At 71.8% G+C, this 22,910-nt stretch carries 19 protein-coding genes; 10 read left to right on the top strand and 9 right to left on the bottom strand.

The window, feature by feature from the left end:
• Positions 1-8: 8 nt before the first annotated feature.
• Genes ACFYOB_RS04810 through ACFYOB_RS04795 form a run of 4 tightly spaced genes read right to left on the bottom strand, consistent with a single transcriptional unit; the run spans position 9 to position 3,448 of the window.
• Entirely contained in the window at positions 9-1,082 is a 1,074-nt protein-coding gene (locus ACFYOB_RS04810) for an NAD(P)H-dependent flavin oxidoreductase (protein ID WP_388554548.1), read from the bottom strand.
• 4 nt (positions 1,083-1,086) lie between these two features.
• Positions 1,087-1,845, bottom strand: a complete 759-nt coding sequence (locus ACFYOB_RS04805) for a CoA-transferase subunit beta (protein WP_388554545.1) — start codon at positions 1,843-1,845, stop codon at positions 1,087-1,089.
• Positions 1,842-2,702 carry a CoA transferase subunit A gene (locus tag ACFYOB_RS04800; RefSeq protein WP_388554542.1) on the bottom strand — a complete coding sequence of 287 codons (861 nt, stop codon included), beginning with the start codon at positions 2,700-2,702 and terminating at the stop codon, positions 1,842-1,844. The genes ACFYOB_RS04805 and ACFYOB_RS04800 overlap by 4 nt, the downstream gene beginning before the upstream one ends.
• Positions 2,699-3,448: an enoyl-CoA hydratase family protein gene (locus tag ACFYOB_RS04795; RefSeq protein WP_388554539.1), complete on the bottom strand. Its 750-nt coding sequence runs from the start codon at positions 3,446-3,448 to the stop codon at positions 2,699-2,701. The genes ACFYOB_RS04800 and ACFYOB_RS04795 overlap by 4 nt, the downstream gene beginning before the upstream one ends.
• A gap of 56 nt (positions 3,449-3,504) precedes the next feature.
• Here ACFYOB_RS04795 and ACFYOB_RS04790 point away from each other — a divergent pair, with 56 nt between their 5' ends.
• Entirely contained in the window at positions 3,505-4,269 is a 765-nt protein-coding gene (locus tag ACFYOB_RS04790) for an SDR family oxidoreductase (RefSeq protein WP_388554536.1), read from the top strand.
• A 1-nt stretch (position 4,270) separates the two neighbouring features.
• A complete protein-coding gene (locus ACFYOB_RS04785; protein ID WP_388554533.1) occupies positions 4,271-5,182 on the top strand; it encodes an SDR family oxidoreductase in 912 nt (303 codons plus the stop codon).
• A gap of 106 nt (positions 5,183-5,288) precedes the next feature.
• Here the strand turns inward: ACFYOB_RS04785 and ACFYOB_RS04780 are convergent, their stop codons facing one another.
• Positions 5,289-5,762, bottom strand: a complete 474-nt coding sequence (locus ACFYOB_RS04780; protein WP_388554530.1) for a MarR family winged helix-turn-helix transcriptional regulator — start codon at positions 5,760-5,762, stop codon at positions 5,289-5,291.
• A 108-nt stretch (positions 5,763-5,870) separates the two neighbouring features.
• Between ACFYOB_RS04780 and ACFYOB_RS04775 the strand changes: the two genes are divergently transcribed.
• The gene (locus ACFYOB_RS04775) at positions 5,871-7,286 is read left to right on the top strand and encodes an MFS transporter (RefSeq protein WP_388554527.1); all 1,416 of its coding nucleotides are present in this window, start codon (positions 5,871-5,873) and stop codon (positions 7,284-7,286) included.
• Between the two features lie 153 nt (positions 7,287-7,439).
• Here the strand turns inward: ACFYOB_RS04775 and ACFYOB_RS04770 are convergent, their stop codons facing one another.
• Entirely contained in the window at positions 7,440-8,108 is a 669-nt protein-coding gene (locus ACFYOB_RS04770) for an HAD family acid phosphatase (protein WP_388554524.1), read from the bottom strand.
• A 186-nt stretch (positions 8,109-8,294) separates the two neighbouring features.
• Entirely contained in the window at positions 8,295-9,191 is an 897-nt protein-coding gene (locus ACFYOB_RS04765; protein WP_388554521.1) for a hypothetical protein, read from the bottom strand.
• A gap of 152 nt (positions 9,192-9,343) precedes the next feature.
• On the opposite strand from ACFYOB_RS04765, the gene ACFYOB_RS04760 reads away from it, so the two are divergent.
• The 3 genes from ACFYOB_RS04760 (at position 9,344) to pepN (ending at position 13,384) form a co-directional block, all read left to right on the top strand.
• Positions 9,344-10,096 (top strand): S1 family peptidase, encoded by a 753-nt coding sequence (locus ACFYOB_RS04760; RefSeq protein WP_388554518.1) that lies wholly within the window; start codon positions 9,344-9,346, stop codon positions 10,094-10,096.
• Positions 10,097-10,502: 406 nt separating this feature from the next.
• Complete coding sequence (locus ACFYOB_RS04755; RefSeq protein ID WP_388554516.1) at positions 10,503-10,826, top strand: chorismate mutase; 324 nt, start codon at positions 10,503-10,505, stop codon at positions 10,824-10,826.
• Positions 10,827-10,867: 41 nt separating this feature from the next.
• Complete coding sequence (gene pepN / locus ACFYOB_RS04750) at positions 10,868-13,384, top strand: aminopeptidase N (RefSeq protein ID WP_388554513.1); 2,517 nt, start codon at positions 10,868-10,870, stop codon at positions 13,382-13,384.
• A 2-nt stretch (positions 13,385-13,386) separates the two neighbouring features.
• Here pepN and ACFYOB_RS04745 read toward each other — a convergent pair whose 3' ends face one another.
• Positions 13,387-15,237, bottom strand: a complete 1,851-nt coding sequence (locus tag ACFYOB_RS04745; protein WP_388554510.1) for a hypothetical protein — start codon at positions 15,235-15,237, stop codon at positions 13,387-13,389.
• 297 nt (positions 15,238-15,534) lie between these two features.
• On the opposite strand from ACFYOB_RS04745, the gene ACFYOB_RS04740 reads away from it, so the two are divergent.
• Positions 15,535-16,926, top strand: a complete 1,392-nt coding sequence (locus ACFYOB_RS04740; protein WP_388554506.1) for a pyridoxal phosphate-dependent decarboxylase family protein — start codon at positions 15,535-15,537, stop codon at positions 16,924-16,926.
• A complete protein-coding gene (locus ACFYOB_RS04735; RefSeq protein ID WP_388554503.1) occupies positions 16,923-18,332 on the top strand; it encodes a lysine N(6)-hydroxylase/L-ornithine N(5)-oxygenase family protein in 1,410 nt (469 codons plus the stop codon). The genes ACFYOB_RS04740 and ACFYOB_RS04735 overlap by 4 nt, the downstream gene beginning before the upstream one ends.
• Positions 18,333-18,614: 282 nt before the next feature.
• Here the strand turns inward: ACFYOB_RS04735 and ACFYOB_RS04730 are convergent, their stop codons facing one another.
• Entirely contained in the window at positions 18,615-20,399 is a 1,785-nt protein-coding gene (locus tag ACFYOB_RS04730; RefSeq protein ID WP_388555556.1) for a bifunctional metallophosphatase/5'-nucleotidase, read from the bottom strand.
• Positions 20,400-20,527: 128 nt separating this feature from the next.
• On the opposite strand from ACFYOB_RS04730, the gene ACFYOB_RS04725 reads away from it, so the two are divergent.
• The gene (locus ACFYOB_RS04725) at positions 20,528-21,229 is read left to right on the top strand and encodes an SIMPL domain-containing protein (protein WP_388554500.1); all 702 of its coding nucleotides are present in this window, start codon (positions 20,528-20,530) and stop codon (positions 21,227-21,229) included.
• A 171-nt stretch (positions 21,230-21,400) separates the two neighbouring features.
• A complete protein-coding gene (gene pyk / locus ACFYOB_RS04720; protein ID WP_388554497.1) occupies positions 21,401-22,828 on the top strand; it encodes a pyruvate kinase in 1,428 nt (475 codons plus the stop codon).
• The last annotated feature ends 82 nt before the right edge of the window (positions 22,829-22,910 follow it).

The following is a 22,910-nucleotide window of genomic DNA, read 5'->3' as shown; positions in this document are numbered from 1 at the left end:
AAGGGGGATCACCCTGGTGGTGGCAGGGTGCGGAGCGAGTGCAGTGACGCGATTACCTGCTGTGCTTCGGCCATGACGCGGGAGACGAGCTCCGCACAGGACGGGAGATCGTCGATCACCCCCGCGACCTGGCCCGATGCCATGACACCGAGGTCCGTACGGCCCTCGACCATGGACGCCTTGAGGAGCATGGGGGTGTTCGCGGCGAGCAGCACCTGGCTCCAGGACAGGTCCTTGCCGTGTTTCATCGCCAGGCCGTCGCGCACCATCTGCGCCCAGCTCAGACCGGAGATCCTGCGGAACCCCGCCGCGTGCCGCACCGCCCTGGCCAGCGCCCTGGCCCGGCCCGCCCGCTCCAGGGCGTCGACCAGCTCGGTGCGCAGCATCCGGTGCGGCAGACCGTCGACGGCCGTGGTCACGGTGACGTCCTTGACGGTGGCCTTCAGGTACTCGGCCTTCACGGCGTCCGGGACGGTGGAGTCCGAGGTCAGCAGGAAACGGGTGCCCATCGCGATGCCCGCGGCCCCGTAGGACAGGGCCGCGACCAGGCCGCGGCCGTCGCTGAAACCGCCCGCCGCGATCACCGGGATGTCCACGGCGTCGACGACCTGGGGCAACAGCACCGTCGTGGCCACGTCCCCGGTGTGCCCGCCGCCCTCACCGCCCTGCACGATCACCGCGTCCGCGCCCCACGCGGCCACCTTCTCGGCGTGCCGGCGGGCGCCGACGCTCGGGATGACGACCACGCCCGCGCCCTTGAGCCGGGCGATCAGCTCCGGGGAGGGTGCGAGGGCGAAGGAGGCGACCTCGACCCCCTCGTCGATGATCAGCTGGGCGCGTTCGGCCGCGTCGCCGGCGTCCGCGCGCAGGTTGACCCCGAAGGGAGTCCCGTCCGGGATACGGGACCTGACCTCCCGGACCGCCGACCGCAGCTGGTCCAGGGTCATCGTCGCCGACGCCAGGATCCCGAGGGCCCCGGCGCCCGCCGCGCCCGCCACCAGACGCGGTCCCGCGACCCAGCCCATGCCCGTCTGCACGATCGGGTGCTCGACCCCGACCAGCTCGGTGAACGCCGTCCGCATCGGATCAGCCCCGCACTTCGCGGTCGCGCAGGCCCTCGGGGTCGATGACCTCGCGGATCAGCCGCAGCTCCTCGGCGGTCGGCTCCCGCGTGTACGGGACCTCATCCGTGATCGCGAGCTCGAAGCCGGTGGCCGCCCGGACCTGCTCGACAGCGACCCCCGGGTGGAGGGAGGCCAGGCGCATGGAGCGGCCGGGCCCGGAGAAGTCGAAGACGCCCAGATCGCTGACCACCCGGGGGAGGCGGTGGTAGCGGGTCACCCCGGCAGCCTCGGCGCGGTCGTGACCGACACCGCTGACCATGTCGACGCGCTCCACGAACACCCGGGCCGAGTGCTTGGGGATCCAGTAACTCACCGGATTGTTGAGGGTGTTGACGGGCGCACCGCGCACGCCCAGGAGCTGGCGGGCCGGCCGCGCCCAGTCGCCGATGCAGGAGATGTTCTGGTTGCCGAACCGGTCGATCTGGCTGGCGCCCATCATCACGTGCCGCCTGCCCCCGGTGACCATGGTCAGGTGGCGCCGGTACGGGAGCCAGCCCTCGACCGTCCCGTCGAGGCCGACGAGCATCGCTTCGCCGTCGGTCAGGAGCAGGTCGGGGGCGAAGGTCCGCTTCGCGAGCCCGGCCCCGAAGGAGGGGACCAGGCCCATCGGGCTGGCGAGCACCTCGCCGTTGTCGCGCCAGGCCTCGGCGCAGGCGATCACGCAGTACTCGGCGCGGGTGGGCGGGAGAAGGGGGGCGCGTGTGACGGTCGCGGTGGTCACTGCTGCTCCTCGTGCCAGGTCCGGACGGCGGACTGGTAGTCGTGCTCGCTCCCGCCGGAGAGGAAGCGGGCGGCGAACTCGGGCCAGGGGGTGGTCGCGTAGAGCTTCTGGAAGGCCTCGTCGCGCTCGTAGTCGGGGACGCAGGAGGTGAAGTGCGCGCCGTTCGGGGTTTCGACGACCCCGGTGACGGAGTGGCGGCTGATCAGGAGGGACTGCGGGGGACCGGCCTTGGTGAGCTCGGCGGTCTCGACGAGCTGCTCGCAGGAGACGTAGGCGGCGTCGGCGGCCTCGCAGAACAGGTCGTCGAAGTACGGGTCCGGGCCCAGGTACTGGGCGTTGCCGAGGCGGTCGGCGCGGTTCATGTGGACCAGCGCGGCGTCCATGCGCAGGGCGGGGACGGCGACGAGCTCCTCGCCGTCGGCGTAGGGGGAGGTGACGGTCCGCAGCTCCGGGTTGACCCGCATCACGTCGGAGCCGAGGCCGGCCCGGACGGGGAGGAAGGGGAGCCGGTTGGCGGCGGCGTGCAGGCCCCACATGAACATGGCCTCGTCGAGTTCGGTCAGGGTGAAGGCGGCGCGCTCGCGGGCGGCCCGGAACTGGGGCTCCAGCGGGATCGAGTCGAGGGTGGCGAAGGGGGCGACCAGTCTGCTGATGCGGCCCGCGGCGGCCAGCAGGCCCACGTCGGGGCCCCCGTAGGAGATCACCGTGAGATCGGTGATCCCGGAACGGAGCAGCGCTCGCACCAGTGCCATGGGCTTGCGCCGGGAGCCCCAGCCGCCGATGCCGAGGGTCATCCCGCTGCGCAGCTGCCCGACGACCTCTTCCGGGGTCAGCACCTTGTCTGTCTTGTCGGTCATGGACGCCGTTCCTTCCCGAAGGTGTCGCGGACGCGGTCGGCGACCCCGCTGAGGTTGGCCTCGAAGGTGAAGCCCTGCTCGAAGCGATAGCTGCGGCGCACGTCGACCGGGTCGATGCCGTTGATGGCGGCCTTGGCCAGCCGCAGCAGGTAGCCGTCCTTCTTCGCGATCTCGGCGGCCAGCTCCATGGCTGCGGTACGCACTTCCCCGCGCGGGACGACCTGCCAGACCGAGCCGTGCGCGTGCAGTTCGGCGGCGGTCGCGGTGCGCGAGGTGTAGTAGAGGGTGCGCATCAGGTGCTGGGGGACCAGGCGGGCCAGGTGGGTGGCGGCGCCGAGCGCGCCCCGGTCCAGCTCGGGCAGGCCGAAGGTGGCGTCGTCGCTCGCCACGATCGCGTCGGCGTTGCCGACGAGCCCGATGCCGCCGCCCAGGCAGAAGCCGTGCACGGCCGCGACGACCGGCACCTCGCACTCGTACACGGCGGCGAAGGCCTCGGAGCAGCCCCGGTTGGCGCCGATCAGTGAGGCGTGGCCGGTGTCGCGCTGCATCTCCTTGATGTCGACGCCGGCGTTGAAGCCCCGGCCTTCGGAGGCGAGGACGACGCACCGGACCTCGGGGTCGCGGCCCGCGGTCCGCAGCGCGTCGGCGAGGTCGTACCACCCCTGCACGGGCAGCGCGTTGACGGGTGGGAAGTCGACTGTGACGAGTGCGATGCCCTTGCCGGGGCTGGAGGTGGAGACACCCATGAGCGGATCAGCTACCTTTCCACCAAACATTTGTTAGGTGAGGAAGGTAGCAGCCCATGGAGCTGGACGGGAGGGTCGTCGTCGTCACGGGCGGAACCCGGGGCGTCGGCGCCGGGATCGCCCGGTCGTTCCTCGCGGCCGGCGCGCAGGTCGTCGTCTGCGCGCGGCGGCCGCCCGGGGAACCGGTTTCGGCGCACGGCCGCACGGCGTCGTTCGCCCCGCTGGACCTGCGCGATCCGGCGGCCGTGGGGGACTTCTTCGAGGGGGTCGCCGACCGGTACGGGCGGCTCGACTGCCTGGTCAACAACGCTGGCGGGACCCCGTACCGGCTGCTGGGGGAGGGCGAGGCGCAGCGCCACGCGCGGGTCGTCGAGCTGAACCTGGTGGCACCGATGACGGCCTCGCTCGCCGCCCACCCGTGGCTGCGCCAGGCGCGGGGTTCGGTGGTGATGATCGGCAGCGTCAGCGGGACCCGGCCCTCGCCGGGGACCGCGGCGTACGGGGCGGCGAAGGCGGGACTGGAGAACCTGGCCCGCTCCATGGCCGTGGAATGGGCCCCCGAGGTACGGGTGAACACGCTGGTCCTGGGCATGGTGCGGACCGAGCTGTCGCACCTGCACTACGGGGACGAGGAGGGGATCGCGGCGGTGGGCGCGACCGTACCGCTCGGGCGGCTGGCGCAGCCCTCGGACGTCGGGGAGGCGGCGGTGTTCCTGGCCTCCGGCCGGGCGGGGTACGTGAGCGGGGCGAGCCTGCTCGTGCACGGGGGCGGGGAGCGCCCGGCGTTTCTGGATGCGGCAACTGTCAACAAGGGGAGCTGAGATGGCCGGTATCGCCGAAGGTCGGGTCGTGATCGTGACGGGCGCGGGGCGGGGGCTGGGACGGGCCCACGCGCTGGCCTTCGCGGCGGAGGGCGCGAAGGTCGTCGTCAACGACCTGGGGGTGGGGCTGGACGGGGCGCCGGGGCCGCAGTCCCCGGCGGCGCAGGTGGTCCGGGAGATCGAGGCGCTCGGCGGGGAGGCGGTGGCGCACGGCGGGGACGTCGCCACGCCGGAGGGCGCGGCCTCGCTGGTCCGGACGGCGGTGTCCTCGTTCGGCCGCCTCGACACGCTGGTCAACAATGCGGGGTTCCTGCGGGACCGGATGCTGGTGAACCTCGACGAGGAGGACTGGGACGCGGTCGTGCGGGTGCACCTGAAGGGGCACTTCCTGCCGTTGCGGTCGGCGGCCGCGTGGTGGCGGGCGGAGGCGAAGGCCGGCCGGCCGGTGGCCGCCCGGGTGGTCAACACCTCTTCGGGGGCGGGGCTGCTGGGCTCGGTCGGCCAGGGCAACTACAGCGCGGCCAAAGCGGGGATCCTGGGGCTCACGCTGGTCGCGGCCGCGGAGATGGGGCGCTACGGGATCCAGGTCAACGTGATCGCCCCGGCGGCGCGGACCCGGATGACGGAGCAGGCCTTCGCCGAGAGCATGGCGGCGCCGGCCGCCGGGGCGTTCGACGCGATGGCGCCGGAGAACGTGTCGCCGCTGGTGGTGTGGCTCGGCGCGGACGCCTCCGCCGGGGTGACGGGGCGGGTGTTCGAGGCGGAGGGCGGGCGGATCACGGTGATGGAGGGCTGGCGCCCGGGTCCCTCGGCGGACCGCGGCGCGCGGTGGACTCCCGCGGAGGCGGGGGAGGCCGCGGCGAAACTCCTCGCCGCGGCGGAGCCCGCGCAGCCGGTGTACGGCTCGCGCTGACGGCCGGGCGGCCGGGCGCGCCCCCGGGGCCGGGACGGGGCCCGGGGAGGGTCTGGGGCGTGGCCCCAGGCCGTCGTCCGGGGTCGTCCGGCGTCGTCCCGGGTCGTCAGGAGTCCGAGAGGCGGGCCGCCGCGCGGAGTTGGCGGGTGTTCGAGCCCTGGAGGAAGCGGATCACCGTTTCCAGCTCCTCCGTCGTGAACTCGGCGCACAGCTCCGCGACCTCCCGCGCCCAGTCGTCGAACACGGGCCGGATCGCGTCCAGCCGCTCCGGCAGGGCCTCGACCAGGACGCGCCGCTTGTCCGTCGGGTGCTCGGTGCGGCGGACGAAGCCCTTGCGTTCCAGCCGGTCGACCAGGCCCGTCACCGAGGCCGGGGCCAGCCCCGACAGCTGGGACAGTTCCTTCGCCGTCAGAGGGCCGCGCCGCTGCAGCAGGTCCAGCGTCTTCGTCTCCGTCGCGCTCAGCCCCTGCTTCGCGGCCGCCGCCTCGTGGAACACCACCGTCGCCGCGCTCGTCTCCCGGCCCGTGCGGCCCAGCTCCTCCAGTACCTTCGCGCGTCGCGCGTCCACCTCTTCGCCCATGGAGCCAGTCTACCAAGTCTTTCGTTCGCTCGAACGAAAGACTTGCGATCACGCCTGCCCGCGTGCAACTCTTTCGTTCGTCCGAACGAAAGAGTTCTGGAGGCCGTCATGACCCCGACCCCCTATCCACGCCGCTGGGCCGCCGCCGTCGTCATGATGGTGGCCGCGCTCATGGACCTGCTCGACGTCACCATCGTCAACGTCGCCATCCCCTCCATCGGCCGTGACCTGCACGCCTCGGAGAGCGCCCTGCAGTGGCTCGTCTCCGCCTACCTGCTCGGCTTCGCCGCCACCCTGATCGTCTCCGGCCACCTCGGCGACCGGTACGGCCGCAAGACGCTCTTCCTGGCTGGGACGGCGGGCTTCGGCCTCGCCTCCCTCGCCTGCGGCGTCGCGCAGAGCCCCGGCCAGCTGATCGCCGCCCGCGCCGCCCAAGGGGTCATGGCCGCCCTGCTGATGCCCCAGGTGCTCGGCTCCTTCCGCACCCTGTTCCAGGGCAAGGAGCGAGGCGCCGTCTTCGGGATGTACGGAGCCGTGGCCGGCTTCGCCTCCGCCGTCGGGCTGCTGCTCGGCGGCCTGCTCACCGACGCCGACCTCTTCGGCTGGGGCTGGCGCTCGGTGTTCCTCGTCAACGTGCCCGTCGCGCTGGCGACGCTCGCCGCCGGGGCGGTCCTGGTCCCCGCCACCCGCGAGCGCGGCGCCGGCCGGCCCGACCTGCTCGGCAGCCTCGTCCTCGCCGGGGGCCTGATCGCCATCGTGCTGCCGCTGGTCCAGGGCGAGGCCAACGGCTGGCCGCTGTGGGGCTGGCTGTGCCTGGCCGCCGGGGTGCTCGCCGTCACCGGCCTCGGCATCCTCGAAGCCCGGCGGCGCGGGGCGACCGTACCGCTGCTGCCCGCCCGGGCGTTCCGGCTGCCCGCCTTCTCCGTGGGCCTCGCCGTCCAGCTCCTCTTCGCCGTCGGCATGCAGGGCTTCTTCCTGGTCTTCGCGATCTGGCTCCAGGGCGGCGAGGGGTACACCCCCATGCAGGCGGGCCTGGTCACCGTCGCCTTCTCCGTCGGCGGCTTCCTCACCGCCCCGGCCGCCGACGCCCTCGCCGTGCGCTTCGGCCGCCTCGTCCTCGCCGCCGGCGCGCTGATGATGGCGGGCGGCTTCGCGGGGGTCTGGTACGCCGTGGCCCACGGTGCCGCGGAGCCCATCGGCGCCTGGCCGCTCGTCCCCGGCCTGCTCGTCGCCGGCGGCGGACTCGGCTTCCTCGTGGTGCCGCTGGTGAACGTGGTGCTGTCCGCCGTCCCCGCCGACATCGCGGGCGGCGCCTCCGGGATCTTCTCCACCGCCCAGCAGTTCGGCGGCGCCCTCGGCGCGGCCGTCATCGGCTCCGTCTTCTTCGGAGCCCTCGCCGACGGCGGCCCGACCCACGCCCTGACCACCGCGATGCCCTGGGTGAGCGCCGGATTCCTGCTCAGCGCGGCGCTGTGCCTGACGCTGCCCCGCACCGCGGTGTCCCCCGAGCCCGTAGCGGCGTAGCGGACCGGGGAACGAAGCGGGCCCGGCCCCCTGGCGAGGGGTCGGGCCCGGCTCCGTCATTCGTGCGATGGGATATGACTACCCGCTACATCCACCCGCTGAACCGCGTTCCGCCCAACATGTTGCGACGGGCGCGACCGGCTCGGCGGAGGGTCAGGACAGCTTGCCGCCGTAGTCCGGCAGCTTGACGGTGAGCTCGGCGTGACCGCCGACCAGGTCGCTCTGGTTGTTGCCGATGTTGGCGATGATCGTGTAGCCGCGGGCCTCGATCTCGGCGCGCTTGCCCGTCTTGTACGCGCTCACCTCGTCGAACAGGTCGGGCAGGTCGCGGACGTAGAGGCCCGAGACCGGGTAGCCGACGGCCTTGAGGTTGCGCTCGGTCAGGGAGTACACGATTCCCGGGCGGGCCGTGACGAAGAAGATCGCCACCCCGCGGTCGTTCGCGTACCGGGTCAGCTCGCGGACCTTGGCGATCGCGGGGGTCGGGAAGGTCCAGAACCAGTGGAAGTCCGTCTCCAGCGAGCTGTTGTCGATGTCGAGCACGATCGCGGGCTTCTCGCCCGCGGGCGCGGCGGCGATGCGCTGCTCGATGGCGGGGCGGGCCGCGTCGACCACGGCGGCGACGTCGCGCTGCCAGGTGGCGTAGTCGATGCCCAGGATCGCCGCGTTCCCGCCGGGCGCGGACGCGGTGACGGTCCGGGTGGCGGGGGCCGCCTCGGCCGCGGTGGCGGGCAGCAGGGTCAAGGCGGCGGCCGCGACGGCCACGCAGGCGGCGGTGGCACGCGTGGTGCGGGTCGTGCGGGTGCGGCGGGTGCTGCGCATGGGGGGACGCTCCTCGGTCGCGCATTGGCATGTACGCGACCAGGGTTGGCCAGATCCGACTCCATGTCTACTGGCCGGTAGGAAACTTTTCGTGGCTGGATGATGAATCTCCGTGGATCTTGGTGAATCGCAGCGGATTGTGGTGGATCGCGGTGGACGGCGAGCGGCGGATCACCGGAAGCGCGCCTACGTGTCGCACTCCAGCACCGTGCGGCACAGCCCGCACCGCGCCCGCAGCGGCCCGCGCACCGCGACCCGCAGCCGCTGCCCGCACACCGGACAGGGGAAGTCCACCCGCAGCCCCGGTCCGGCGCCGTCCGGCTCGAAACGGTACGCCGACCCGTCCGCCGCGGGCGCCCCGGTGCGCCGTGCCTTCGTGTACCGGCGCCGCGCCTGCGGTCCGGCGGCCGCGAGCGGGGCCCGGCGCCGCTCCCGCTCGGCCAGGGCGCGGCCGCGCACGTAAGCCTCGTACGCCTGCGGGCTGGTGAACCAGGTGGAGGGGTCCTCGCCGAACAGGCCGGCGCGCCGGGCCAGGACGTAGCCGAACTCCTCCGGGGTGAGGTAGCCGAGCTTCTGGTGGGTGAGCGCGTCCTCACGGTAGGCGTCGAGCAGCAGCCAGCCGACGCCGAGGTAGGCGGCGGCGGTGTCGGCGAGGATCTCGTTCTCCGCGGTGGTGGGGAAGCCCAGGCCCAGCCGGTGCAGCACGACGTGGGTGACCTCGTGGGCCAGGGCGGCGGCCAGGTCGCGACGGTGTGTGCGGAAGCGGTCGCTGACCTCGACGAAGTACTCGGGACCCGCGGCCAGTTCCACCGAGGCCGCGTCCTGCATCGGCCGGAAGGCGACCACCATGCGCGCGTCGGGCAGCCGCAGCGCGCGCACCATCGCGGAAGCCACCCGGTGGGCCCCCAGGTGCAGGTCCTCGTCGGCGCCGAAGGCCGCGTCGGCGGGGGCGAAGCTCGTGTCGTAGGCCCGGATCCCGTCGGGGGACAGCCGGCGGAACAGCGCCGTGATCGCCGCGCGGACCGTCTCCAGATGCGGAAATCCGTGCTCGACCGGGCTGCTGTGCCTGCCGTTCTGCGTCATGCCGCCCCCAGGGCCGGAAGGTGTCCGAAAACGCGTTCTTGATGCCCGCCATACATCCGATGTGTCATGGACTCGTCATTCACCCGATGACACGCACGGCCCAACCCCCCACGAAAGGCAGTGTGTTGACTGTGAGCACCCTTGTGCGGTTCATGAAACGAACCCTCGCGATCGGCGCGGTCGCCCTCGCCGCCGTCAGCCTCCAGCCCAACAGCGCCGGAGCCTCCACCGCGCCCGTCGTCGGCGGCACCCGCGCCGCCCAGGGCGAGTTCCCCTTCATGGTGCGCCTCTCCATGGGCTGCGGCGGCGCCCTCTACACCCAGCAGATCGTCCTCACCGCCGCCCACTGCGTGAACGGCTCCGGCAACAACACCTCCATCACCGCCACCGCCGGAGTCGTCGACCTCAACAGCTCCAGCGCCATCAAGGTCAGGTCCACCAAGGTCCTCCAGGCCCCCGGCTACAACGGCTCCGGCAAGGACTGGGCCCTGATCAAGCTCGCCCAGCCCATCAACCTGCCCACCCTCAAGATCGCCGAGACCAAGCAGTACGACAACGGCACCTTCACCGTCGCCGGCTGGGGCGCCACCCGCGAAGGCGGCGGCCAGCAGCGCTACCTGCGCAAGGCCACCGTCCCCTTCGTCTCCGACGCCAGCTGCCAGGCCTCGTACGGCAGCTCCCTCGTCCCGGCCGAGGAGATCTGCGCCGGCTTCGACCAGGGCGGCGTCGACACCTGCCAGGGCGACTCCGGCGGCCCGATGTTCCGCCGCGACAGCGCGAACGCCTGGATCCAGGTCGGCATAGTCAGCTGGGGCGAAGGCTGCGCCCGGCCCGACTACCCCGGCGTCTACACCGAGGTCTCCACCTTCGCCGCCGCGATCAAGAGCGCCGCGGCCACCCTGTAGCACCCGCACCTGCACGCGCACCTCGTCCTTCCGGCCGGGTCGGAACCGGCCGGAAGGACGCGGCGACGGCGGTGAGGGCGGCTGCGGCGGTGAGGGCGGCCTCGAAGCCACCCGGCGCCCCACCGGCCAGGACGAACCGCGCATCGTCATCGTCACCACACCTTCGACCTCGACGAATACGTCGACCCGGCGCTCCACGGGCGAGCATCCCGCTCCCTCCTGAAAGACGCCGGCCCGGCCGTACGGGTTGAAGCGGTACGGGAACGCCCGCGGCGGCACCCTCACCGCCGGCCCCACCCCCGAAGGCGGCCGGGCTCGTCACCGCGACCCCTCCTGTGACCAGAACCCGTCTCACAGACCGAGTACCCGAGGAACCACCCGCGCCCGCCACGTATTCTCGGGAACCATGAACAACAGCGACATCGACAACGGGATCGACGAGAACGTCGCCGCCGAACTCGCCCGCCTGCGGGACAGCATCGACAACATCGACGCGGCCGTCGTCCACATGCTCGCCGAGCGCTTCAAGTGCACCCAGCAGGTCGGCCACCTCAAGGCCCGGCACCAGCTGCCCCCGGCCGACCCCGGCCGCGAGGCCAGCCAGATCGCCCGGCTCCGCCAGCTCGCCGAGAACGCCAAGCTCGACCCGGCCTTCGCCGAGAAACTCCTCAACTTCATCATCGCCGAGGTCATCCGCCACCACGAGACGATCGCTGCGGGCGAAGACTAGAACCCTGGGGCCCGCCGCCGCCGTCAGGCAGCATGGGCCCCATGTCTGCACTGACGCGCAACGAAGCGCAGCTCCGAGCCCAGCTCCTCGACGTCCACCACTACGCCGTCACCCTCGACCTCACCGGCGACGACGACACCTTCGACTCCACCACCGTCATCCGGTTCAGCGCCCGCACCGCCGGAGACACCTTCCTGGAGCTGAAACCGGACCAACTGCGCTCCGCGGCCCTCGACGGCCACCCCCTCGACCCGGCCACCCTCGACGGCAGCCGCCTCCCCCTCACCGGCCTCACCGAGGGCCCCCACGAGCTGCACCTCGACACCCGCATGCGCTACTCCCGCACCGGCGAGGGCCTGCACCGCTTCACCGACCCCGCGGACGGCCAGACGTACGTCTACAGCCAGATGTTCATGGACGACGTCCAGCGGGTCTTCCCGGCCTTCGACCAGCCCGACCTCAAGGCCGTCTTCGAGTTCACCGTCACCGCCCCCGCGCACTGGACCGTCCTCGCCAACGGCATCACCACCCGCACCGGCGACCGCGACACCGACGGCGCCGGCATCTGGCGCTCCGCCCCGACCCCCGTCATCTCCACCTACCTCGCCGCCGTCGCCGCCGGCCCCTGGCACAGCGTGACCACCGAGCACGCCGGACTGCCCTTCGGCATCCACTGCCGCCGGTCCCTCGCCCCCCACATGGACGCCGACGCCGACGAGATCCTGTCCATCACCAAGGACTGCTTCGACCGCTACGCGCAGAAGTTCACCGAGCCCTACCCCTTCGACTCCTACGACCAGGCCTTCGTACCCGAGTTCAACGCCGGAGCCATGGAGAACCCCGGCCTCGTCACCTTCCGCGACGAGTTCATCTACCGCTCCGCCGTCACCGACACCGAACGCCAGACCCGCGCCATGGTCATCGCCCACGAGATGGCCCACATGTGGTTCGGCGACCTCGTCACCCTCGCCTGGTTCGACGACATCTGGCTCAACGAGTCCTTCGCCGAGTACATGGGCTACCAGACCCTCACCGAGGCCACCCGCTTCACCGACACCTGGACCGACTTCGGCGTCTCCCGCAAGGCCTGGGGCTACGACGCCGACCAGCGCCCCTCCACCCACCCCGTCGCCCCCGACCCGGACGACGTCCCCGACACCGCCTCCGCCCTCCTCAACTTCGACGGCATCTCCTACGCCAAGGGCGCCTCCGCCCTGCGCCAGCTCGTCGCCTGGCTCGGCGAGAAGGACTTCCTCGCAGGCATCAACACCCACTTCGCCCGCCACAAGTTCGCCAACGCCTCCCTCGCCGACTTCGTCGACTCCCTCGCGGCCCACACCGACCGCGACGTCCACGCCTGGGCCGAGATCTGGCTGCGCACCACCGGCATCGACACCCTCACCCCGCGCATCGAGGAGAGCAGCGACGGCGCTCCCGGCTGGACCCTCACCGTCGACCGCCACGGCAGCCGCCCCCACCACATCGCCGTCGGCGTCTACGACCACGACCCCGCCGACGCAGGCCGCCTGGAACTGCGCGAACTCCTCCACCTCGACGTGCCGTCCGGCGAAGTGGTGTCCGAGAGCGGTCCCCGCCCCGCACTCCTCGTCCTCAACGACGGCGACCTCAGCTACGCCAAGGTCCGCCTCGACGAAACCTCCGTCGAAACCGTCCTGCGCGGCCTCTCCCGCATCCCCGAACCGCTCACCCGCGCCGTCGTCTGGAACTCCCTGCGCGACATGGTCCGCGACGGCGAACTCGACCCCCGCGACTACCTGGCGACCGCCGAGGCACACCTGCCCGAGGAACACGACCTGGCCATCGTCGAGGGCGTCCTCACCTTCGCCCGCACCCAGATCGCCACGCGCTACGTCGCCCCCGCCGACCGGACCGCGGCGCTGGCCACCATCAACGCCATCGGCCGCGCCCTGCTCCGGCGCACCGAGGACGGCTCGGACCCCGGGCTGCGCCTGACCGCCGTACGGGCCCTCATCGACAGCGCCACCCAGCCCGAGACCGTGGCCGCCTGGCTCGCCGACGACTCCGTCCCCGGCGGCCCCGAGCTCGACCCCGAGCTGCGCTGGCGCATCCTCGCCCGGCTGGCCGTCCTCGGCGCCGTGGGGGAGACCGAGATCGACGCCGCGCTCGCCGCCGACCCCAGCGCCACCGGTGAGGAAGGCGCGGCCCGCTGCCGCGCCGCGCTCCCCACGGAGCACGCCAAGGCCGCGGCGTGGGACCGCCTCTTCCACGACGACAGCCTGTCCAACTACCTCGTCAGCGCCACCGCCCAGGGGTTCTGGCAGCCCGAACAGGCCGATCTCGTACAGGAGTACGTGGAGCGGTTCTACCCGGAGGCCGTCGCCCTCGCCGCCCGCCGCGGGCCCGCCATCGGCGAGGCGATCGGGCGCTGGGCCTTCCCCGCGTACGCCGTGGACGAGGCCAACCTCCAGGCCGGCCACGCCTGCCTCGCGGGCCCGGACATCCTCCCGCTCCTGCGCCGCAAGCTGGTCGACCAACTCGACGACCTCGCCCGCGCCCTCCGCGTCCGCCAGGGGTAGTCCTAGCGCAGGCAGCCGACGATCCGGACCGAAACCTGGGCGGCGGCGGTGAGGCCGTTGCCCGGGTCGGTGGCGGTGAACACCAGTGAGTAGGTCCCGTCGGGCAGCAGCGGCACCAGGAAGGTGCCCGACGGGCCCGACCCCAGCGCCACCGGCCCGTTCGGACCCTTCAGCTGCCAGGTGGTGTACTGCGGATCGGTGAGGGCCCGGTCACCCGGCCGCGTCCGGGCCGTACCGGCGAAGCTCTCCTCGCACCCGCGCCGCAGCTGGCCGCCCGCGGCCGGCTGCCGGATCGACACCGCCGGCGGCTGCGGCTGCTGCGGCGCACTCGTCGACGGGACGGGGCTGCCGCTGGTGCCGGGCCGGCCGGAGGTGCCCGACGGACCGGGCGAGTTCGGGGTCCGGGAGGACGGCGAGGCGCTCGGGGCGTGCGACGGCGAGGCCGAGGGGGAGTCCGACGGGGAGCCCGTGGGGGAGGGGGAACCGGAAGCGGCGGGCGCCGTCGCACCCGGCACCTCCGGCAGCTGCGGCAGGTCCGGACGCCCGACCGCCGTCGGCGAGGGGCCCTTCGACGGAGAGGTCGCCTCCGCGTCGATGCTCCCGCACATCACGGCCGCGACCATCTGCTGCCCGTCCGGTATCGCCGCGGGCCGCAGCTGCTGGTCGTCCCCGCCGTGGGCGTGCGAGTCGAAGTAGCCGTTCCCCGTCGACGTCTCCGCATCGCTGTGCTCGATCCAGACCGAATTGTGGTAAAGCCCGCCCGCCTGCTGCTGGTTGACACCGTGGACGTGCCACTCCCGCACCGGGCGGCCCGACGGTTCGCCCGCAGCCGCCGGCGCGTCCGCCGAAGCGAACAGCCAGCCGTCCCCGAAATAACGCTGCGGGGCCTCCATCGCCTCCCGCGTCACCGACTCATTGGCCGCCGGGAACACGAAGCCGCCGCCCAGCACCAGCCGCCCCTTCGGACAGTGCACCGTGGCGTCGGCGCTGCCGCCCGCAGCCACCGACACCTGCGCGGTGGCCACCGAAACCTTCGTCACCTTCACACACACCGGCCGCACCCCGACCGCGAAGTTCGCCTGCGGCGGCTGCGGATCCTCGATGCGCGTCAGCCGCGCCGCATCAGTGGAATCCCGCAGTGTGAACGAACGGGTGCTCAACTGCGTGCCCGGATTCACCGACACCACCCAGTCGCCGTGCGCCGCCGCATAGTCCGCCGCCGCCCCCTTCGGCGTCATCCGGTCCAACGGCACCGGCGCCACCGCCCGCCCCTGCACGATCCGGCCGGACCGGAACTCCGTCCCCACCATCGTGTAACCCCCACCGCACACGGGCGTGGCCAGCGGATCGTTCTTCAGCCCCGCATAAGGGCCGTCGGACGTCAGATCGCGGAACTCGCCGTCGTCCCCCGCCCTCATCTTGTTGCTCCGGTCCCGGAAGGCGTGCGCCCGCCAGGTGAAGTCGAGCCCCGGCTGCATCTGTGGCCTGGCGTTCACGCACAGCGCGTACGAGGTCAACGTGGCCGGCGCATCCCCCGGGTTGTACGCCGACGCCAGCCAGGCACCACCGATGAAATGGCTGTTCGTGGCGAAACCCGTACCGGCGATCGCATACCCGCCGCCCAGCGCCGTCTCGTGCGGCAGACACCCCGTGACGGTCAGCTGCTGCCCGCCCGCCGGAACCGACACCGACGTGCTGCGCTGGACGACCACCACCGGATCCGGCCCCCGCGACACCCACCACACCCCCGCGCCGGCCGCCGCCGTAACGGCCAGCGCCCCGGCCCCCACCACCGCCACCGTCTTCCCGCCGACCGCGCCGGCCGCCTTCGCGAACACCCCGGATCCAGCCATCGGTCCCCCTCCAGCAGCGCACTCGCGGCCCGTGCCGTCGGCACTGTAGACCCGCCACGACCTGCATCCCAGAGCCGGGAATCCCAAGACTTCCCCATCCCGATCCGCAGCCGAGGCCACAGCCCATCCCGGCCACACCCCCGCCCGGATCCGACCCCGACAAACCCCGGCGGTTACCCCATTCGGGTCTCATCGTTGTACTCGTCGGGCACCGGCTGCCACCAGAGCACCACCCGCCGCCACGCGCCCCCACGAAGGGCCGGCCCTCGCCGCCCCCGTTCCCGTGAGGACACCGACATGACCGCGCCGCCCCGACCCGGAACACCACCGCTCGCCGGCGGAGCCACCGGCGCAAAGTCGCTACGCCCCCTCCTCGACACGGTCCTCGAAGCACTGCACAGCGGAGCCCGGGAGCGCGGCGGGCCGCTCCCGGCCGGCGGACCGGACGGGCTCGCGGCCCGCGTCCAGGCCGCACTGGGCGACGTACTCCCCGAACAGGGCACCGGGGACCACGAGGCACTGCGGACCCTCGTGCACACCCTCGCGGCCGGCGCCGCCGACCCCGCCGACCCCCTCTGCGCAGCCCACCTGCACTGTCCGCCCCTCGCCGTCGCGGCCGCCGCCGACCTCGCCGCCAGCACCCTCAACCCCTCCCTCGACTCCTGGGACCAGGCCCCCGCCGCCTCCGCGATCGAAACCCTCCTCACCCGCGCCCTCGCCGCCGAGTTCTACGACACCCCCCACGCCGACGCCATCGTCACCACCGGCGGCACCGAAGCCAACCAACTGGCGCTCCTCCTCGCCCGCGAACGCCACGGACCCGCCCTCACCGTCCTGCACGGCGCCAACGCCCACCACTCGGTCCCCCGCGCCGCCTGGCTCCTCGGCCTGCCCCCCGCCGTCGCCGTCCCCACCCCCACCGGCACCCTCGACCCCGCCCGCCTCGCCGAAACCCTCGCCGCCACCCCCGGCCCCGCCCTCGTCACCGCCACCGCCGGCACCACCGACGCCGGACTCATCGATCCCCTCCACCACATCGCCGACCTCTGCGACCGCTACGGCGCCGACCTCCACATCGACGCCGCATACGGGGGACCACTGGCACTCAGCCCCCGCCACCGCCACAAACTCGCCGGACTCGACCGCGCCCACTCGATCACCGTCGACCTGCACAAACTCGGCTGGCAGCCCGTAGCCGCCGGAATCCTCGCCGTCCCCGACACCGCCCTGCTCGCCCCCCTCGCCCACCAGGCCGACTACCTCAACGCCACCGACGACACCGAAGCCGGCCTGCCCGACCTCCTCGGCCGCTCCCTGCGCACCACCCGCCGCCCCGACGCCATCAAGATCGCCACCACCCTGCGCGCACTCGGCCGCGACGGCCTCGCCCGCCTCATCGACCACACCTGCGAACTCGCCCACCACCTCGCCGCACTCCTCGACGCCCACCCCGACTTCGAACTCCACGCGGCCCCCACCCTCACCACCGTGCTCTTCCGGCCCACCCACGCCGATGACACCCAGGTCGCCACCCTGCGCCGCACCCTCCTGCACCAAGGCCGCGCCGTCCTCGGCCGCACCCACGCAGACGGCCGCCTGTGGCTCAAAGCCACCCTGCTCAACCCCCACACCACGGCGGGGGACCTGGACACCCTCATCGCCCTTCTGGAAGGCAGCACCCACCGATGACCGCCCACCTCGATGCACCCCACGACCTCGTCGGAATCGGCATCGGCCCCTTCAACCTGTCCCTCGCGGCCCTCGCCCACGGCCTGGCGCACCAAGGAGCCGGCGAACTCGCCACCGCCTTCTACGACCAGCGCCACGACTTCCGCTGGCACCCCGGACTCCTCATCGACGGAGCCACCCTCCAAGTCCCCTTCCTCGCCGATCTGGTCACCCTCGCCGACCCGGCCAGCCCCTGGAGCTTCCTCAACTACCTCAAACACAGGGAACGGCTCTTCCCCTTCTACTTCGCCGAGCAGTTCCACATCCAGCGCGCCGAATACGACGCCTACTGCCGCTGGGTCGCCGGCCGCATCCCCGGACTCCACTTCGGCCACCAGGTCGACGCCGTCCGCTGGAACCACGAACACGACCTCTTCGAAGTCGACTTCACCCAGCTCGACGCCGACGGCGAAGCCGAAGCCCTCGGCCGCACCCACACCCGCAACCTCGCCCTCGGCATCGGCACCGCCCCCTACGTCCCCGAACCCCTGCGCACCCTCGCCGAAGCCCCCACCGTCCCCGTCATCCACTCCGCCGACTACCTCGACAACCGGCAGCGCATCCTCGGCGCCGACCACGTCACCGTCATCGGATCAGGCCAGTCCGGAGCCGAAGTCTTCCTCGACCTGCTGCGCGCCCGCCCCGCCGGCCGCGAACGCCTCACCTGGCTCGCCCGCACCCCCTCCTTCGCCCCCATGGAGTACTCCAAACTCGGCCTCGAACACTTCACCCCCGACTACACCCGCTACTTCCACGCCCTCCCCGAACCCGCCCGCGACAAGCTCGTCCCCGCCCAATGGCAACTCCACAAAGGCATCGACGCCGACACCATCGCCGCCATCCACGAAGAGCTCTACCGCCGCACCCTCCACGGCGGCTGGCCCGACACCGTCCTCACCCCCGGAGTCAGCGTCCGCACCGCCGGCCGCGTCGCCACCACCAAAGTCGAACTCCACCTCGAACACATCGAGCAGGGCGCCCGCTCCCGCATCACCACCGACGCCGTCGTCCTCGCCACCGGCTACCGCGAACGCCCCCTCGGACGCCTCCTCGCAGGACTCGACCCCTACCTGCGCAAGGACTCGGCCGGCCGCCCCCGCATCGACGACCACTACCGGATGATCACCGACCCCGCCGTCACCGGCAGCATCTTCGTCCAGAACGCCGAACGCCACAGCCACGGAGTCGGAGCCCCCGACCTCGGCCTCGCCGCCTGGCGCAGCGCCACCATCCTGAACACCCTCACCGGCAAGAACCCCTACCCCCAGCCCGAACGGACCGCCTTCACCACCTTCGGCCTCGAACAGCGGGAACACACCCGCCCCCGCCCGGCCGTCGAACTCCTCCCGCTCGTCGACCACCCCTGAGGACGGACGAGGACCTGCCCGGACCCGGAGCCGTCCGCGCCGCCGCACCCGCCCTCACGGCACCGGCCGCCGCCACGGCCCCGGGCCGGCGGCACACCCCAAGGGCTCCAGGACGACGAGACACCCCCCGCCCCGCCTACGCACACACCCGCACCCCTGCGGCCGCGCGGCACTCCTCTGGCAGTGCGACCGCCTGACCGGCGACGCCACCCACGACACCCCCACGCGCAGGCGGCCGGGACCCGCCACGGCAGGCCCCGGCCGCACACCACCGCGAACGGACTAGAACACCGGCACACCCGCCCGCGTCAGACGCCAGTCCACCGAAGCGAACTGCGACGGATCCACCGTCCCCTTCGCCTTCACCCACTGGATGATCGTGTTACGGATCTCGTCCGAGTTCGCCCACAACTGCTTCGCCTGCGGCACGTGCGGGAACGCCCCGCCGCCCGACGCCCGGTAGTTGTTCACCGCGAGCACGAACTGCCCCGCCGGATCCACCGGCTTCCCCTGGAACGACAGCCCCGTGATCCGCGAACCCGCCGGCTGCGCGATGTCGATGTCGTACGACAACCCGTACACCGCGTCGTAGTTGTAGTCCGGCACACCCTCCGAATTCGTCAGCTTCGCCGGATCCACCACGTCACCGGGCGCCGTCCGCACGTAGTACCTCGCCGAGTACTCCAGATAATCCTTCAGCTGCGCACCGGTGAGCAGCCGCGCCTCCATGGTGTTCTCGAACGGATACAGACCGGCCGCGTCCTTGATCGTCACCTGCCCGGCCGGGATCGACGCCGTCCGCGAGAAACACGACGCCTGCGACAGCACCGGCAGCGCCGCCCACTCCGTACCCGACAGCGCCCCCTTCACCGTCTCCGCCTGGACGTGGTTGATCAGGTCGATGATCGCCACGTCCTTGAACGGACCCTCCGCCGACGACATCGCCTGCGTCGAGGTGCCTATCACCTGGTTCACGTACGCCACGACCTTGCGGTGCTCGTCCGACAGCAGACCCGTGATCTTCGGATCCTCCGCGGCCGTGTTCGAGTTCAGCACCCTCGCCGCGACCTTCGCCACCGACCAGCGGCCCTTCGCCCACGTCAGCTCGAAGTCGAACAGCGTCAGACGCTGCCCCCACTTCAGCGGCTCCGACAGGACCACGTCCTTGCCCGTCGCCTTGTTCTTCACCCGGTACTCGGGAATCTCCGTGTGCGCGTGCCCCACCAGGATCGCGTCGATCCCCGGCACCTGCTCCGCCACCAGACCCGCCGCGTTCTCGACGTACGGCAGCTGGTCACCGTACGACGACAGCCCGCTCGACCCCGAGTGCGCCGACACGATCACCACGTCCGCACCCATCGAACGCAGCTTCGGAACGTACTTCGCCGCCTGCTCCTCCAGGCCCGGGAACGTCATCTTCCCCTGCACGTTCGCCTTGTCCCAGATCGCGATACCCGGGTTCGTCAGCCCCAGCACCGCCACCTTCACGTCCCGCCCGAACGGCGTGCGCAGCCGGTGCATGCTGTACGGCGGGAACGCCGGCCGCAGCGTCTTCGCATCCAGCGCGTTCGCACCCAGCAGCGGGAAATCACACTGCTCCTCGAACTTGCGCAGCACCGGAATGCCGTAGTTGAACTCGTGGTTCCCCAGCGCCGCCGCGTCATAGCCGATCGCGTTCATCGCCTGCGCCATCGGGTGCACCGGACCCCGCCGCGCCGTGATCGGATCCACCTTCGCGTAGTAGTACGAAAGCTGCGTGCCCTGGATCGTGTCACCCGCGTCGATCAGCAGCGTGTTGCACCGCCCCTTCTCCGCACGCACCTGGTTCACCAGCGTCGAGATCTTCGCCAGACCGACGTCGTTGTGCGCCTTGTCGTCGAACTCCTTGTCCGTGAAATAGTCCCAGTTGAAGACATTCCCGTGCAGATCGGTCGTGCCCATCACCGTGAACGCATAGGTACGCGGACCCGCCTGCGCGGCCGCCGGGGTGCTCGTAGCCCCCGCCAACGCCACGGCCGCACCTGTCGCGGCCGTGGTCCCCAGAAAAGTCCTGCGGTCGAACGCCATGCCATCTCCCCTTTTGAGGCGTGAACAACGCGCGTAGATTCTGACCCACGGGTAACAAGCAGCAACACCCCCACCAGGTTTCGATCCGATGACCGCACCCGTACGAGCGACAGTGCGAGAGTGAAACCATGACCCAGGACGCATCGCACCAGCCCTACGGAACCCCCGAAGTACCCCGCGTCGCCGTCCGCGGCGAAGCCCGCATCGAAGTCGACCCCGAGATCGCCCGCATCGGCATCACCGTCAGCGCCCGCGGCACCGACCGGCGAACCGCCCTCGAAGACCTCACCCGCCGCAACAACGCCGTCCTCGACCTCGTCAAGAGCTACGGCGACCCCGTCGAAAAACTCGAAACCGGCGCCTTCTCCATCAGCCCCGAACTCACCCGCCACGGCCGCGGCGAACGCATCCGCGCCTACCACGGACGCGTCCACATCACCGCCGAACTCAGCGACTTCACCGCCCTCGGCGAACTCACCACCCGACTCGCCGACCTCGAACTCACCCAGATCGACGGCCCCTGGTGGGCCCTGCGCCCCACCTCACCCGCCCACGGCCAAGCCCGCCGCCAAGCCGTACTCGAAGCCGTCCAGCGCGCCCGCGAATACGCCGAAGCCCTCGGCGCCCGCCTCGCCGCCCTCGTCGAACTCGCCGACCTCGGCGCCGAGAACGCCGCCCCCTTCCAAGGCACCCCCGGCGCCACCATGCGCACCATGGCCTTCAGCGGCTCCGAAGACGCCGGCGCCCCGCCCCTCGACCTCGAACCGCAACGCCAGACCATCTACGCCCAGGTGAACGCCCGCTTCACGATGACCCCGCCCCAACTGTGAAGCACAGCTCCGAAATGCAGCCCTGAAAGCCCATCACCGGACACCCCGGGGGTGCTCATCGGAGCACCCCCATGCACATTCAACAGTTGTCAACAACCTTTTGCCCAAAGGTTGTTGAGTGGACACCCGGAACCAATTTCCTACTGCCTGGTAGGGGAATACGCTCGCCTCATGCGCCGAGCGAAAATCGTATGTACCCTGGGCCCCGCCACCGACTCATACGACCAGATCAAAGCCCTGGTCGAAGCCGGAATGGACATCGCCCGCTTCAATCTCAGCCACGGCACCTACGCCGAACACGAAGAGCGCTACCTGCGCGTACGCAAAGCCTCCGACGAGACCGGCCGCAGCATCGGCATCCTCGCCGACCTTCAAGGCCCGAAGATCCGCCTCGGCCGCTTCCACGAAGGCCCCGTACTCCTTGAACGCGGCGACGAGTTCACCATCACCGTCGAAGACCACGAAGGCGACCGCCACACCTGCGGCACCACCTACAAGGGACTCGCCACCGACGTCACCACCGGCGAACGCATCCTCGTCGACGACGGCCGCGTCACCCTCGAAGTCACCGCAATCGACGGCCCCCGCGTCCACACCCGCGTCATCGAAGGCGGCATGGTCTCCGACCACAAGGGCCTCAACCTCCCCGGCGTCGCCGTCTCCGTCCCCGCCCTCTCCGACAAGGACATCGAAGACCTCCGCTGGGCCCTGCGCACCGGCGCCGACGTCATCGCCCTCTCCTTCGTCCGCAGCGGCCGCGACATCGAAGACGTCCACCGCATCATGGACGAAGAAGGCCGCCGCCTCCCCGTCATCGCCAAGATCGAAAAGCCTCAGGCCGTCGAGAACATCGACGACATCGTCGCCGCCTTCGACGGCATCATGGTCGCCCGCGGCGACCTCGGCGTCGAAATGCCCCTGGAACAAGTCCCGATCGTCCAAAAGCGCGCCGTCAAACTCGCCAAGCGCAACGCCAAACCCGTCATCGTCGCGACCCAGATGCTCGACTCGATGATCGACAACTCCCGGCCCACCCGCGCCGAAGCCTCCGACGTCGCCAACGCCATCATCGACGGCACCGACGCCGTCATGCTTTCGGGCGAAACCAGCGTCGGCAAATACCCCGTCGAAACCGTCCGCACCATGTCACGCATCGTCGAAGCCGCCGAAGAAGACATCCTCGACAAGGGCCTCCCACCCCTCACCGAACGCAACAAGCCCCGCACCCAGGGCGGAGCCGTCGCCCGCGCCGCCGCCGAAATCGGCGACTTCCTCGACGCGAAATTCCTCATCGCCTTCACCCAGAGCGGAGACACCGTCCGCCGGCTCTCCCGCTACCGCTCACCCATCCCCCTGCTCGCCTTCACCCCCGACCCCGCCACCCGCTCCCAGCTCAACCTCACCTGGGGCGTCGAAACCTTCCTCGGCCCACACGTCGACTCGACCGACGCCATGGTCGCCCAGGTCGAAGAAGAACTCCTGCGCATCGGCCGCTGCGTGAGCGGCGACGTCGTCGTCATCACCGCGGGCTCACCCCCCGGCGTCACGGGCTCGACCAACCTGGTCCGCGTCCACCACATCGGCGACGCAGTCCGCTAGCCGCCCGCCGCGGCAGCCGCGGCCACAGACGAGACGACCCGCGTCGGGCACATGTCCGCCCGACGCGGTACCCCGCGCCGCG

It is taken from the genome of Streptomyces sp. NPDC006463 (assembly GCF_042870715.1).
In the GTDB taxonomy this organism is placed as follows: domain Bacteria; phylum Actinomycetota; class Actinomycetes; order Streptomycetales; family Streptomycetaceae; genus Streptomyces.
This window is presented reverse-complemented; position numbering and strand designations above follow the sequence as displayed.

Bases quoted from the DNA above. Each gene is read 5' to 3' on its own strand.
- ACFYOB_RS04810 (WP_388554548.1), bottom strand. From the start codon at position 1,082: ATGCGGACGGCGTTCACCGAGCTGGTCGGGGTCGAGCACCCGATCGTG.
- ACFYOB_RS04800 (WP_388554542.1), bottom strand. From the start codon at position 2,702: ATGACCGACAAGACAGACAAGGTGCTGACCCCGGAAGAGGTCGTCGGG.
- ACFYOB_RS04795 (WP_388554539.1), bottom strand. From the start codon at position 3,448: ATGGGTGTCTCCACCTCCAGCCCCGGCAAGGGCATCGCACTCGTCACA.
- ACFYOB_RS04790 (WP_388554536.1), top strand. From the start codon at position 3,505: ATGGAGCTGGACGGGAGGGTCGTCGTCGTCACGGGCGGAACCCGGGGC.
- ACFYOB_RS04785 (WP_388554533.1), top strand. From the start codon at position 4,271: ATGGCCGGTATCGCCGAAGGTCGGGTCGTGATCGTGACGGGCGCGGGG.
- ACFYOB_RS04780 (WP_388554530.1), bottom strand. From the start codon at position 5,762: ATGGGCGAAGAGGTGGACGCGCGACGCGCGAAGGTACTGGAGGAGCTG.
- ACFYOB_RS04775 (WP_388554527.1), top strand. From the start codon at position 5,871: ATGACCCCGACCCCCTATCCACGCCGCTGGGCCGCCGCCGTCGTCATG.
- ACFYOB_RS04770 (WP_388554524.1), bottom strand. From the start codon at position 8,108: ATGCGCAGCACCCGCCGCACCCGCACGACCCGCACCACGCGTGCCACC.
- ACFYOB_RS04765 (WP_388554521.1), bottom strand. From the start codon at position 9,191: ATGACGCAGAACGGCAGGCACAGCAGCCCGGTCGAGCACGGATTTCCG.
- ACFYOB_RS04760 (WP_388554518.1), top strand. From the start codon at position 9,344: ATGAAACGAACCCTCGCGATCGGCGCGGTCGCCCTCGCCGCCGTCAGC.
- ACFYOB_RS04755 (WP_388554516.1), top strand. From the start codon at position 10,503: ATGAACAACAGCGACATCGACAACGGGATCGACGAGAACGTCGCCGCC.
- pepN (WP_388554513.1), top strand. From the start codon at position 10,868: ATGTCTGCACTGACGCGCAACGAAGCGCAGCTCCGAGCCCAGCTCCTC.
- ACFYOB_RS04745 (WP_388554510.1), bottom strand. From the start codon at position 15,237: ATGGCTGGATCCGGGGTGTTCGCGAAGGCGGCCGGCGCGGTCGGCGGG.
- ACFYOB_RS04740 (WP_388554506.1), top strand. From the start codon at position 15,535: ATGACCGCGCCGCCCCGACCCGGAACACCACCGCTCGCCGGCGGAGCC.
- ACFYOB_RS04735 (WP_388554503.1), top strand. From the start codon at position 16,923: ATGACCGCCCACCTCGATGCACCCCACGACCTCGTCGGAATCGGCATC.
- ACFYOB_RS04730 (WP_388555556.1), bottom strand. From the start codon at position 20,399: ATGGCGTTCGACCGCAGGACTTTTCTGGGGACCACGGCCGCGACAGGT.
- ACFYOB_RS04725 (WP_388554500.1), top strand. From the start codon at position 20,528: ATGACCCAGGACGCATCGCACCAGCCCTACGGAACCCCCGAAGTACCC.
- pyk (WP_388554497.1), top strand. From the start codon at position 21,401: ATGCGCCGAGCGAAAATCGTATGTACCCTGGGCCCCGCCACCGACTCA.